10 protein-coding genes, 1 tRNA gene and 1 pseudogene are annotated in these 12788 nt (G+C 50.7%); 7 read left to right on the top strand and 5 right to left on the bottom strand.

From position 1 onward, the window contains the following. Positions 1-114: 114 nt before the first annotated feature. The gene (locus BN2154_RS01620; RefSeq protein ID WP_050617129.1) at positions 115-588 is read right to left on the bottom strand and encodes a DUF6514 family protein; all 474 of its coding nucleotides are present in this window, start codon (positions 586-588) and stop codon (positions 115-117) included. Between the two features lie 189 nt (positions 589-777). On the opposite strand from BN2154_RS01620, the gene BN2154_RS01615 reads away from it, so the two are divergent. The 4 genes and pseudogenes from BN2154_RS01615 to BN2154_RS15045 all read left to right on the top strand — a co-directional run. After that, a complete protein-coding gene (locus BN2154_RS01615) occupies positions 778-1158 on the top strand; it encodes a helix-turn-helix domain-containing protein (protein ID WP_050617128.1) in 381 nt (126 codons plus the stop codon). A 135-nt stretch (positions 1159-1293) separates the two neighbouring features. Then, positions 1294-1923: an HDIG domain-containing metalloprotein gene (locus BN2154_RS01610; RefSeq protein WP_242853666.1), complete on the top strand. Its 630-nt coding sequence runs from the start codon at positions 1294-1296 to the stop codon at positions 1921-1923. Between the two features lie 15 nt (positions 1924-1938). After that, a complete protein-coding gene (locus BN2154_RS01605) occupies positions 1939-3918 on the top strand; it encodes a thioredoxin domain-containing protein (RefSeq protein WP_050617127.1) in 1980 nt (659 codons plus the stop codon). 69 nt (positions 3919-3987) lie between these two features. Continuing rightward, positions 3988-4257 (top strand): annotated as a pseudogene (locus tag BN2154_RS15045) (cupin domain-containing protein); the annotation flags it as partial. On the opposite strand, the gene BN2154_RS15040 reads toward BN2154_RS15045, so the two are convergent. After that, positions 4258-5100, bottom strand: a complete 843-nt coding sequence (locus tag BN2154_RS15040; RefSeq protein WP_094762305.1) for a transposase — start codon at positions 5098-5100, stop codon at positions 4258-4260. A 72-nt stretch (positions 5101-5172) separates the two neighbouring features. After that, entirely contained in the window at positions 5173-5760 is a 588-nt protein-coding gene (locus BN2154_RS01590) for a transposase (protein WP_050617124.1), read from the bottom strand. A gap of 594 nt (positions 5761-6354) precedes the next feature. Here BN2154_RS01590 and BN2154_RS15035 point away from each other — a divergent pair. The 3 genes from BN2154_RS15035 to BN2154_RS01580 are packed head-to-tail and all read left to right on the top strand — an operon-like array spanning position 6355 to position 11038. Next, on the top strand, positions 6355-8055 hold the full coding sequence (locus BN2154_RS15035; protein ID WP_195892291.1) for a S8 family peptidase: 1701 nt from the start codon (positions 6355-6357) through the stop codon (positions 8053-8055). Beyond that, positions 8046-9803 (top strand): S8 family peptidase, encoded by a 1758-nt coding sequence (locus BN2154_RS15030; RefSeq protein ID WP_094762303.1) that lies wholly within the window; start codon positions 8046-8048, stop codon positions 9801-9803. The genes BN2154_RS15035 and BN2154_RS15030 overlap by 10 nt, the downstream gene beginning before the upstream one ends. Before the next feature lie 17 nt (positions 9804-9820). Then, complete coding sequence (locus BN2154_RS01580; RefSeq protein ID WP_242853665.1) at positions 9821-11038, top strand: peptidoglycan-binding protein; 1218 nt, start codon at positions 9821-9823, stop codon at positions 11036-11038. Between the two features lie 725 nt (positions 11039-11763). Here BN2154_RS01580 and BN2154_RS01575 read toward each other — a convergent pair. Beyond that, positions 11764-11840 (bottom strand) — tRNA-Arg (locus BN2154_RS01575). A 550-nt stretch (positions 11841-12390) separates the two neighbouring features. Next, positions 12391-12516 carry a hypothetical protein gene (locus BN2154_RS16410; protein ID WP_278319994.1) on the bottom strand — a complete coding sequence of 42 codons (126 nt, stop codon included), beginning with the start codon at positions 12514-12516 and terminating at the stop codon, positions 12391-12393. Between the last annotated feature and the right edge of the window lie 272 nt (positions 12517-12788).

Genomic DNA, 12788 nt, shown 5'->3' with positions numbered 1-12788 from the left:
TCCAAAATAAACATATATTTGCAGGTACCCCGGTCCCCGGCAGTGCGGAGTGGCTGCGCCGGGTAGCGGACAGTACAGGCTGACGGGGGAGTATTCCATTGTGGGGCTGGCGACCTACCGGCCGATGTGATCCAGCACGACCTCTTCGAAGTGGAGGGGGGACAGGTGACAGGCGTTGAGCTGATTGGCCAGGTGCAGGACGGGCTCCCGGTAGGTGGAGATGTCGCGGATGACGCGGATCTGGACCCAGGCGTCCGACTGGTGACAGAGACACTGAAGGCCATAGGTTGTGTATGTCCCCAGTGTGACGTCCTCCACCGTGGAGCAGATGGCCTGATAGCGCGCCCCGCATTCGGTGGGGACCGCGGTATCGGGCGACTGCCGGTCCAGCATGTCCAGCACTCCCTGGCAGCGGGCCTGCCATTGGGAGAGGGTCTGGCTGTGGAAGCGCCTCCCCCGGAGCAGGTCGGTCAGATTCTGCGGCGTGGTGTGCAGCAAGCGCGCAAAGGCCTTTTGCGGGATGTTGCGCCGGTTGAGCTCCGGCAGCAGCCATAGCCCCAAATCATTCAGCGGGCGTCTCTTCGTCATCGTCTTACGCTCCCATCTTGTTGTGGAGATTGGTGCTTTACATCGCACAAAGAATAATGTTAAAATGTAGTTGGAACTCTGTGGCAATATCGTAAGGCAAGGGACGCAAGCCGTCAAACGCCAATGTGAACGGCGGCCATCGATCAGGACGACGGCCGTGATAAAATGGATAATCGCAGGTGATAAAAAATGCTTTCGACGCGGCTGAAGGAACTGAAAGATCAAAGAAAGTTAACGAACCAACAATTATCGGATTTGTCAGGGGTGCCGGTGGGTACGATCAACCGTATCATGGCCGGTCAGACCGATAACCCCAGCTTTCAGACCGTATGCGACATGGTGATGGCCATGGGCGGGTCGCTGGATGAGCTGGCCGGAATCCAGACGCCGGGCGGCGGGGAGCCATCGCCGCCGGGTGAGGATCTGATTCGGCTATATGAGAGGACCATCGAGGGGAAGGAGAAGTGGCTGTATCGCCTGTTCTTTTTGTGCTGTGTGCTGGTAGCAGTTTTACTGGGTGTGCTGATCTATGACCTGACTCACCCGATGGTGGGATTCTTCCGACAGTGAGGACATTCAAAATGCGCATGGCTTGCGATTGGAAGCCATGCGCATTTTGATGCTTTTTGAAGGGGGGCGAAGAATGAGGATGCCCCGGCATAACCCCGCCCAAATCCGCAATACTAGCAGGGAGGTGATGGCAGCGTGCGGAAGGCAGACGAGCCGGCCGGTCATACGGCGGCGGAAGAGGAGCTGTTTCGGGCGGTGGAACGGCACCTGATGGAGGATGTCCGCCCCAGCGTGGCACTGGAACGGCTCTTTGCCGAACCGACGCCCCCGGCGTTTGCGGTGCTGCGGCGGCTGAAGGACACGCCTCAGTCTCCGGTACACCACCCGGAGGGGAACGTGTGGAACCACACCATGCTGGTGGTGGACGAGGCGGCAAAGCGGCGGGCAGAGAGCCGCTGCCCCGCCGCGCTGATGTGGGCGGCATTGCTCCACGATATCGGCAAGCCGGACACGACGCGGGTCCGGAGGGGGAAAATCACCTCCTACGACCATGACAAGGTTGGCGCAGAGCTGGCCCGGCGGTTTTTGTCCGGGTTTTCCATGGAGCCAGCCATGATCGACCGGGTCTGCGCCCTGGTCCGATCCCACATGCAGGTCCTCTTCGCGGCAAAGGGGCTGCCCTTTGGCGATGCAGCGGGGATGAAGGCCCATGCCGACATCCAAGAGGTCGCCCTGCTGGGCCTCTGCGACCGCATGGGCCGGCTCCATGCAGACCTGGAGGAAGAGACAGAGAACATCCGGACGTTTCTGCGCCTGAATACGTAAAGGAGAGAAACCACCATGCCGAACCGACTGCAATATGAAAAATCACCATACCTGCTCCAGCACGCGGAAAACCCCGTGGACTGGCGGCCCTGGGGAGCGGACGCCTTCGAAGAGGCCCGCCGGGAGGATAAGCCGGTGCTGCTGAGCATTGGATACTCCACCTGCCACTGGTGCCATGTCATGGCGCACGAATCGTTTGAGGACGAAGCGGTGGCAGAGGCGGTCAACGGGGCCTTTCTCCCCATCAAGGTGGACCGGGAGGAGCGGCCGGACGTGGATGCGGTCTATATGGCAGCCTGTATTGCCCAGACTGGCTCCGGCGGCTGGCCCCTCACGGTGCTGCTGACTCCGGAGCAAAAGCCCTTCTGGGCGGGAACCTATCTCCCCCGGCGGCAACTGCTGTCCCTGCTGGACCAGGCGGCGCGGCTGTGGCGGGAGGACCGCGGGACCCTGCTCGCGGCGGGGGATGCGCTGACTGAATTTCTCCGGCGGGAGGAGGCGGCCCGGCCCGGCGTACCGAAACGGGAGCTGGTGGAGTCCGGGGCGGCGCTCTTTCGCCGGATGTTTGACCGGCAGTGGGGCGGCTTTGGCCAGGCCCCCAAGTTCCCGGCTGCACATAATCTTCTGTTCCTGCTCTGCTACGCCGGGCGGACGGGAGACGTGGGGGCGCGGGAGATGGCGGAGAGTACCCTGGAGCATATGTGCCGGGGCGGGCTCTTCGACCATGTGGGCGGCGGCTTTTCCCGGTATTCCACCGACCGGCGGTGGCTGGTGCCCCACTTTGAGAAGATGCTCTACGACAACGCCCTGCTGGCAATGGCCTATCTGGAGGCGTATCAGCAAAGCGGCCGCTCCTATTACCGGACTGTGGTCCGGCGCACGCTGGACTATGTACTGGCGGAGCTCACAGACCCTCAGGGCGGATTCTGCTGCGGCCAGGACGCCGACAGCGAGGGGGTAGAGGGCAAGTATTACGTCTTTACGCCAGAAGAGCTGGTAAGGCATCTGGGATCGGAAGCGGAGCTCTTCTGCCGCCGGTTCGGGGTGACTGGCCGGGGGAATTTTGAAGGGAAAAGCATCCCAAACCTCATCGACACACCGGACTGGGAGACGGAGCCGGAGGACTTGAGGGCCCTTCTGGCCCGTGTCCGCAGCTACCGGCAGGGCCGGACGCGGCTCCACCGGGACGACAAGGTCCTCACCGCCTGGAATGGCCTGATGATCGCCGCCCTGGCCCGAGCGGGGCTGGTTCTGGAGGAGCCCTGTTACCTGGAGGCCGCGCAGCGGGCGGCGGCGTTCATCCGGCGGGAGCTGACCGGCGCGGACGGCGGCCTGCTGGCCCGCTGGCGGGAGGGGGAGGCCGCCCACCTGGGCAAGCTGGAGGACTATGCGTTTTATGCCTGGGGTCTGCTGGAGCTCTATGGGGCCACCCTTCGGATCGAATGCTTCGAGGAGGCGGAGCGGACGGCCCGGCGGCTGCTGGAGGACTTTTTTGACGAGGCGGGGGGCGGCTTTTACCCCTATGCCAAACAGGGGGAGCAGCTCATCACCCGGACCAAGGAGACCTACGACGGCGCCATGCCCTCCGGAAATGCGGCGGCGGCGCTGGTGCTCTCGCGGCTGGCGCGCCTGACCGGAGAGACCCGCTGGCGGACGGCGGCGGAGCTTCAATTCCGATACCTGGCGGGAGCGGCGCAAGACAATCCGGCGGGGCATAGCTTTACCCTCCTGGCGCTGCTGGAGGAGCTTTGGCCCACCGCCGAGCTGGTCTGCACGTCACGGGAAATCCCGGCGGAGCTTGTGGCCTTTCTGGGCAAGCGGTCCCGACCCGGCCTCACCGTCCTGGTAAAGACGCCGGAGAACGGGGCCAGGCTGGCCGTGCTGGCGCCCTTTACGGCGGAGTACCCCTGCCCCGCGGCAGGGGCGCGTTATTACCTGTGCCGGGAGGGCGCCTGCGCCCCGCCGGCAGAGCGGCTGGAGGATGTACGGGTGTAGCACGCGGCTCTGCCCCGCCTGTGAGACGGTGACGATGGCAATGGTGGAGATTGAGCCGGGGGCCATGCGGGAGAGATCCATTGGCACACCAACAACGATGAGTTCCAGTATTATGTGGGGGGCAAGGCTCGCAGGACTGTCTTTATGCCCGGCCCCAAGGCCCGCACCTTTAACCACCAGGCAGGGGACGTAGGCTATGTGCCTGTGGGAGGGTTCCACTATATCCAGAACACTGGGGACGAGACACTGATTTATCTGGAAGTGTTCAATTCCAGCCACTACTCGGACATCTCTCTGGCGCAGTGGATGGCGAATACGCCCAAAGAGGTCATATTTTGACTACAAAAGAAACTGGTGGATATTGGGTCCGAAAATGTAAAAAATGCGCAGGAATAGGCCGGCGGAAGGACAACGGTTGTTTTGCCTGGTGGTGCCGTCAAGAGTTGGACCTGTTGACAAAGGCAAAAATTCTGCCGAAACTCGCAGAGGTATCGGCAGAATAGTAAATATGGAGATAAAAAAGATGGCATTTGCCATCCTCTTAAGGTTTAGGGCCATGGCTGCAAGGAGGCATTCTTCCGTTGCTGCAAGAATGCCCCTTTTTCGAATCTTTGAAATGCAGTGTTCCCGTTTCAAGACAGAGAAACTGCCCTCGGCCCAGATTTTACGAAGCCGTATCAGGGATAGGTATTCAGGAGTCCCAACACGCTGATGTCCTCTGTAAAATGCCGGATAGCAGATGCTGGCCAGCACCCTGCGCCGAATTCCGGCCTTGTCAAAACAGTTCGGCCGTTTTGAACAGTGCATACAGACATCACTCTCGACTTGGTAGCAACGCAGATATTTACCGGTTGATTTGTTGCAATTTAGCCTATGGTATGTAAGAGGGACTCCTTCCGGGCAGATGAATGCGTCCAACTGTGGATCGTAGGAGAATCCATACTTCTCGGGTGGATTGGAGAATTGGATCGCGGGGATATATCCGGTAATACCCAACAGCTCCAGCCCCCGGTGAACAGCACCAGTCTCATATCCACGATCCAGAGCAAGCCGGTTCATTGGGATGCCAAGATTTATCTGCCGTTCCAAATGCCGCAAGACCAGAAGGCTTTCCTTCTCATTGGCAGGACATACATCAACACCTGTTAAAATGCCGTGTTTACAGTCCACAGTTGCTTCCATCAAATACCCAATGCCGCGTTTGCTGCCGTGATTGATATAGCCGCTGTCTGGATCTGTCTGGCTGGTGGTGCGTCACTTCCTTGCTATTCTCGTTGGCGGCTTTTTGAACCCCGGTTGGTTGGAAAGCTCTTCATCCAGGGAATCAAGATCGCTCTGCATACTCTGTTCAACTTCGATTTCTATATCGATCCAGCTTTCTCTGGATACGTTGGCTGGAATGTAGCTTCCGTCCGCAGCCATGGCTTTTCCGTCGATAAGACCGCCAGCTACGCACTGTTTGACAATCTCATAGAAAGCTTTCTGAAAGAGAGCGCTCTGCTGCCATTTTCGCGTCCTGGTTTTGCTGAATGTAGAGTGATCCGGGATGGCGTCATCCAGTTCAAATCCACAGAACCAGCGATAGACAATATTGAGCCGAACTTCCTCTACCAGCCGCCGCTCTGATTTGATGCCATACAGATATCCGATCAAGAGCATTTTAAACATACTGGCAGGGTCGATGGATGGGCGACCTGTTGCCGGATAATACGGCGCCAGAAGATCATAGATGAAGTTGAAGGATACCATCCGGTCGATTTTCCGCAGCAGGTGGTTTTCCGGGATTAATGACTCCATATCCACGAAAATCATTGCCATTTGTCTGCTTTGGTATCCCATCATGCAGCATCCCTCCCTATAGTTATTGTACCATAGGAAGGGTTTATACGCCACTTTGTCAACAGGTCCCTTATTTTACCTTATCTGTGCAGCTTGAGTAGTTTGCTATGTCATTGGCAAAGATACAAAGCGGAGTTTGATAGAAGTAACAGCTCGCCATAGAACGGCATACAAATAATTAAGGAGAGAGTATATCCACACCCTTATCATAGAGTTTTTTATGTGCAGAACTGAAGGAGACCAACATGATTAAGTCATACTCTGCATCGCGTACGCATAAACTATTATTAAATTTTAAACCAAGTCCGGATTGTTGTTTATCTGGAATTGCGTTAAACGATTTAAAAAATCTTTCAAAAATGATCGTATTTATATGGTTGAGAAACAAAAATGGGTACTGGTTTCATATTAACTCGGTTCGTGGCAGTTTCGTGGATGGATATGCTTTGATCCAAAGTCAATGGATATATCAACGCATTCCAATATCCCGGATCTATGCATATTACTAATTCCTGGTGTCAAATAGGATTAGTGTTCGGAGGAATCAACGTGACCGGTTTTTAAAGGAACCAAGGACATTTGCTGCACGCACAATTTATGCCTACATTTGTCGAAGGTGCTGATAATGATTTTATGCAGAGCGATTTAACAGAGGTAATTGTAAAATTCAGCGGCGATATTCAACCTATCAGACAGGACTTGGATGCCCAAGTGGAAATTTTGCTGAAAGGATATGCCATTATTACATTAAGTCCGAATAAGATCGGACGGTTATACTCCTATCCGCAAATTGAAAGCATTGAAATCCCAAAGAATCTATACATTGAAGGTTTATACAACCTTACCTCCTCCTGTATCCGTGCCGTTCAAAGCACAAACAGTTATGGCTTAACAGGTAAAGGAGTCATTGTATCGGTTATTGACTATGGGATTGACTATATGCACCCCGACTTCCGAAGAGCAGATGGAAAAAGCCGGATATTATACTTATGGGATCAGACAGTTGCAGGAACACCGCCCGATGGATTTTCGGGCGGTTCTGAATATTCGAACGAACAGATTGATCAGGCGATACAATCGTTGGATCCATACTCCGTGGTTCCGAGCATAGATACCGGAGGTCACGGTACAGCAGTTGCCGGGATCGCGGCAGGAAACGGAAGTGAGAATCCTGATAACATTGGAGTTGCTCCTGAGTCAGATCTGATAGTTGTTAAAATTGGTCAAAGAGGGTTTCATCCTTTTGCCCGTACAACAGAATTAATGCGCGCAATAAAATATGTCATTGAAAAATCCCGTCAACTCAATCAGCCAGTCGTGATTAATATTAGCTTCGGCATGAATGACGGTTCTCACCGTGGGGATTCCTTATTTGAAACCTATATTTCAGATATCAGCAGCGAATGGAAAACATCCATTGTTGTACCAACAGGCAACGAGGCTGCAGCCGGGCATCATTATTCGACAAAATTGCGTTCTGACAGTGTAAAGACTGTTGAATTTTTTGTTGCAAACGAAATCAGTAAATGTTTCCTTTCCGTTTGGAAAGATTTTGCCGACATATTCTCAGTGGAGATGGTTTATCCCGACGGCTTCTCCTCGGGAATCATCAGTTTGGAAAACCAAATTCGGAATATTCGTGTTGGTAATTCTGTCATGACTGTTATCTATAGACAGCCGAGTCATTATTCTGTTAGACAGGAAATTAGTTTTAACATTCAATCTACTAACGGAAGTATTCCCTCCGGGCTTTGGAAATTGCGTTTTGTTACGGCTTCGATTGTAAACGGAAGAATTGAAATCTGGCTGCCGACGGTGGAAGAGGTTACTTCCAGTACTCGTTTTACTAAACCGATTGAAACAATGACCATGACGATACCGTCTACAGCCAGGAAGGTAATCAAAGTCGCAGGTTACAACGATCGGATTGGAAGTATTGCTGAATTCTCTGGAATTGGGAGCGCAGAGGAGGCAGAACCCAGGCCGGATGTGGCAGCCCCGGCTGTTTCTATTTTAGCACCGAAGAACGGTGGCGGCTATGATGCCTATACAGGCACGAGCATGGCAGCGCCGTTTGTTACCGGCTCGGCAGCGTTAATGATGCAGTGGGGAATTGTTTTGAAAAATGATCCTTTCCTATACGGTGAACGGCTGAAAGCTTTTTTACGTCTGGGTGCTAACCGCAGACAGAATCAGGATTATCCAAATGCCTCGTTTGGCTACGGTACATTATGTTTGAGTAATACAATGAGTTATTTGGAACGATACAAACGGGGAGGAGATCATCAATGGCTTTAAATATAGATGACGAACTGAATCTTCCGCTTTCAGAGTTTGTAAAATTGCCTACCACAGTAGATTTTCAAGTTCTCAATACGGAAAGATTTAAAATATTTGCCAGGAGTCGTCCCTACATACGTCTTGGAACGGAATTTGAAAACAGATATATTGTAGGCTATATCAATCAAGCTTATGTATCACAGTTGGTGAATGACCTGGGTGGTGACTTTTTATATTTTTTGCCTCGAATCATGTCACCTACAGATAGTCAGAGTAATGATGCATCCGGAATTACGCGGGTTCTTAATCAGCCATTTTTAAATTTGTCTGGTCGGGGTGTTATCATTGGTATTGTGGATACAGGAATTGATTATCGAAAAGATGCCTTTAAGTTTGAAGACGGCTCTACAAAAATCTTGGGAATTTGGGATCAAACCGTTGATGGAAAAAGACAGGATGATTTATACTTTGGCTCCACATATACAAGTGACGATATTAATAACGCCAATCGCTCTTCAGATCCCTACAGCATTGTGCCGTCGGTGGATGAGGATGGTCACGGAACGTTTTTGGCCTCTGTGGCGGCGAGTAATGAACCAGGCGAATATATTGGTGCGGCACCCAAAGCATATTTACTCATTGTCAAACTGAAAAAAGCCAGTCAGTATTTGATAGATCGTTATCTGGTCACAAATGACAACCCCAATCTGTATGAATCTACCGATTATATGCTTGGAATGAAATATATTCTTGATGCGTCGGATAAATTCAATATGCCGATTGTTATGTGTATCGGAATGGGAACAAACGATGGCGCACATGACGGCAGCACATTGATCGAGGAGTATATCAGCCTCGTATCCCAGCGAGTGGGGTATGCCTTTATCACAGCAGTCGGAAACGAGGCCAATGCGAAACACCATACCCAAGGGAGAATACCTGCAACAAGAGCCGCAGACCGAATCAGCATCAAGGTGGGGGAGCAAGGGGCATCGTTTACAGTCATTATTCACAGCCCAGGATATGATAAAATATCGGCAGGAGTCACATCCCCCACCGGCGAAGCAGTACCCAGAGTATCGTTTCAATCGGGGCTCGAATACAGCAATCAGCTTGTTTTGGAAAATACCAGAATCACCCTTCGATACTTTCGAGATAACAACAATAATGTAATTGTTTCGTTCAAAAATGCCACTCAGGGAATCTGGAATATTATTCTATACGGGGATCTGATTATCAACGGCGAATATTGGGCATGGCTTCCGATCACCGGGCAGATCAGTCCCACTGTTGAATTTTTGAGACCGACACCTGAGTATACAACTGTAATTCCTTCTACAGCCTTACGCGCCATTAAATGTGGTGCATATAACAGCAAGGATCAGAGCCTACTTGTATCCTCATCGTGGGGGCCGACCAGGTTATTCCGGATTGCACCGGATTTTGTTGCTCCCGGAGTAGATGTAAAAGGGATTTATCCTACAGGTTATGGAACAATGACAGGAACCAGTGTAGCAGCCGCCATAACGGCAGGCATTACCGCATTGCTGTTCGAGTGGGGAATTGTCAACGGAAATAAAACGGCAATGGATTCCGATCTCATTAGAAGTTATTTGATTAGTGGGTGTCAACGAGAAAGCAACTTAGCATATCCAAATATACAGTGGGGCTTCGGAAAGGTTAATCTATATGGTACCTTTGAGGTAATCAAAGAGTCTGCATTGGACTTTAATACAATGATCGAAGAAGGTGATTTTTCACAATGAGTAATGGTAATACGCTTATGGATTTCAATACCAGTGGAGGCCTTGGCTATCTGCAAGTGAATACTTTTTTTCAGGGTGTTGGAAGTCCAGCGCAAGGGGCAACGGTTCGTGTTTTCAATTCGGATACAAAATCGATCGTTAGCGAATCTCAAACTGATGCACAGGGGCAGGTGAAAAATATTGCACTGATCACTCCTCCGATTGAGTACTCCCTGCAATATGGTTTACCCAGACCCTTTAATCAATATGATGTACAGGTAATCTACCAGGACTATCAGTCAGCATATATCAGCAATGTTCAGCTTTTCCCGGAACAAACTGCAATCCAGAATGTTTTGCTGCTACCAAGCTACAACGACATCGACATTCCATATCCCACTTTATGGGGGACATATCCGCCTAAAATTCCTGAATCGGAGGTAAAAAGGTTGCCGTTACCGACCGGGCAGGTTGTCTTGCCGGAGCCGGTTGTGCCGAGCTTGATAACAGTACATGAAGGGCGACCAGAGGATTCATCGGCAAGTAACTATACGGTGGGGTTTAAGGATTATATAAAAAACGTGGCCAGCTGTGAAATTTATTCCACCTGGCCGCGTGAAGCAATTAAAGCGAATGTGTTTGCGATTCTGTCGTTTACCCTGAGTCGTGTTTACACAGAGTGGTATCGGGGGAAGGGATACGGATTTACCATAACAAACTCAACGGCGTTTGATCAGGCTTTTTCCTTCGGCAGAAACATTTTTGACGAAATTTCCGAGGTTGTTGATGAAATATTTACAACCTATATTTCAAGGCCCGATTTGGTTCAACCGCTGTTCACGCAATACTGTGATGGTAAACGCGTAAAACGGGCAGGTTGGCTCAGTCAGTGGGGCTCTAAAGAGCTGGCAGATCAGGGGTTGAATGCTTTACAAATACTGAAAACCTATTACGGCTCCGATATTGTCCTGAAACAGGCTAAAAAAGTGGAGGGAATCCCGTTATCCTTTACAAATGTTCTTAAAATCGGCTCAACAGGCGATGCGGTAAAGACAATACAACAGCAATTAAACACCATTTCCAACAATTATCCTTTGATAAAAAAGGTAGTAGTTGATGGGGTTTACGGAGCCAGTACCGCCGAGGCGGTCCGCACATTCCAACAAATATTTGATCTTCCCGAGACAGGAGAAGTAAATTTCCCAACATGGTATAGTATATCAAATATTTTTGTAGCGATTAGCAAACTAGCATAATAACAGAAACAATGCCCGGCCCTACCGAGTTCTCTAGAGCGCATCTGAAAAGTCGGAATTCTTGTCTTTTTTTACAAAGAGCAGCATTTGCTGCGTTAAAGAGCCTCGGAATCCACAAAAGGTTCCTGCGTTTTTTGCCTTATATTTGCTTGCCCTTTGCGAAAAATCCGTTGATTTCTTTATTTTCAGATACGCTCTAATGATCACGCAGTTGATATCGATCTAATCCGTCACGGAATGAACTTCTTAGTATTGCTATAACGGGTCCTATATTCTATATAAAAGATATCTTACGCATTCTTTGATCTCTCAATGAGAAACGTGGGGGCAAAAATGCTGCAAATAAAAGTTAATTGGATCTAGAGAATAAACTATATTACGTTTGCTCTACCCATATGTTATGCTTGTGGCATATACCAAGAAAAGAGCAGGTATGGTAAACCGATTCAGAAGCCATGCGCAGAATACGGAGTCTATACACGGACAACGCATTCATGAACAACATCTAATGAAAGAATCGATGGGATGTCAGCTAGGGGTTCGAATCCCCTTAATTACACGTTTTGCGTTTTGATTTTGCTCTTTTTGTATTCTGCTGATGACGTAAGGTACCCTATATCGAAAAATCTGAACCCATTGCTAAACAACGGTTTCAGACATAGAATAACCCTACCTGATCTGGACAATGACAATCATCTGTTCAGATCAGGTAGGGTCGTTCATTCTGGTACGCCCGAAGGGACTCGAACCCCCAGCCTTCAGAACCGGAATCTGACGCTCTATCCAATTGCGCTACGGGCGCGAATGATGTGACCACGTCACACATTTAGATATTATAACAGCCTTCTCCTGGTTTGTAAAGGGGGTAGAAAAGATTTTCTTAAATAGGCAGGCTGGCCTGCCCAGATGGCATAATCGGACCCGCAGGGCGGTATGCAGCCGAATAAAAAGTGGTCAAAACTCAAAAGGAAAAACCCCGTAACCGATAAGTTGCAGGGGTTTCCGGCAGGTGCGTGCAAAAAAGATATCTGACGCCCGCTTCCTCGCGGCGGAGCCCAGCACAGCGGGTCTGACGCGAAAGGGAAGGGCAGCGGCGTGAGCGCGAGACGACTTTTTGATGGAAAGCATAAAAAGTCGTCGCAAGCGATACAAAGCTTGCGACGACATGGTTGCGGGGAGTGGATTTGAGCCACTGACCCCGGGTTATGAGGGAAATATTCCACCTTGAACGCTGTAATGTGCGTCTGACATAAGGGCTGGACTCGCCTTGCACCTTGTTTTAATAGATAATACACCTTGCTACGAAAATAGGTAGCGAGGGCGTGTACCTTGACAAACGGGCTTTCAACGCCTCATGAAAAACCATTGCAGCACAAAAAGCGGTAGGCCAAAACCTGTCGCTGGTCGAAGAATGAAACCGTGAGCGTCAGTCTGGTGCAACCACAAAGTACCCCCAGCTTTTGCAGTTCGTTTACCATGCGACTGGCCCCCTTGCGTTGCTTGATTCGCCAATACCGGCCAGAGAGATAGAGTATCCGTTTCCTGGAGATGACCCATCCAACTTCACAGAGCATGCTTTTCAAATATGGATTTCTCTTATTGATATGAGCGCTCTTACGTTTCCCAGCGCTACTTTTTACTTTTCATGGCAGCCTTTTATCGTTCCCGAAGATCTTCCATAAGCAGCATAATGTGTGTTAAGTGGCGCTGGCTCAATCCAGTAACGTCAATCATAGGACTTACACGGGTA

Origin of the sequence: Intestinimonas massiliensis (ex Afouda et al. 2020) (assembly GCF_001244995.1) — a bacterium.
GTDB lineage: Bacteria > Bacillota > Clostridia > Oscillospirales > Oscillospiraceae > Intestinimonas > Intestinimonas massiliensis.
The sequence above is the reverse complement of the archived record's forward strand: the minus strand, read 5'-3'. Positions and strand labels throughout refer to the sequence as shown.

Excerpts from the sequence above, each read along its gene's own strand:
- BN2154_RS01620 (WP_050617129.1), bottom strand. The coding sequence starts at position 588 with ATGACGAAGAGACGCCCGCTGAATGATTTGGGGCTATGGCTGCTGCCG.
- BN2154_RS01615 (WP_050617128.1), top strand. The coding sequence starts at position 778 with ATGCTTTCGACGCGGCTGAAGGAACTGAAAGATCAAAGAAAGTTAACG.
- BN2154_RS01605 (WP_050617127.1), top strand. The coding sequence starts at position 1,939 with ATGCCGAACCGACTGCAATATGAAAAATCACCATACCTGCTCCAGCAC.
- BN2154_RS15040 (WP_094762305.1), bottom strand. The coding sequence starts at position 5,100 with ATGGAAGCAACTGTGGACTGTAAACACGGCATTTTAACAGGTGTTGAT.
- BN2154_RS01590 (WP_050617124.1), bottom strand. The coding sequence starts at position 5,760 with ATGATGGGATACCAAAGCAGACAAATGGCAATGATTTTCGTGGATATG.
- BN2154_RS15035 (WP_195892291.1), top strand. The coding sequence starts at position 6,355 with ATGCCTACATTTGTCGAAGGTGCTGATAATGATTTTATGCAGAGCGAT.
- BN2154_RS15030 (WP_094762303.1), top strand. The coding sequence starts at position 8,046 with ATGGCTTTAAATATAGATGACGAACTGAATCTTCCGCTTTCAGAGTTT.
- BN2154_RS01580 (WP_242853665.1), top strand. The coding sequence starts at position 9,821 with ATGGATTTCAATACCAGTGGAGGCCTTGGCTATCTGCAAGTGAATACT.
- BN2154_RS16410 (WP_278319994.1), bottom strand. The coding sequence starts at position 12,516 with ATGGTAAACGAACTGCAAAAGCTGGGGGTACTTTGTGGTTGCACCAGA.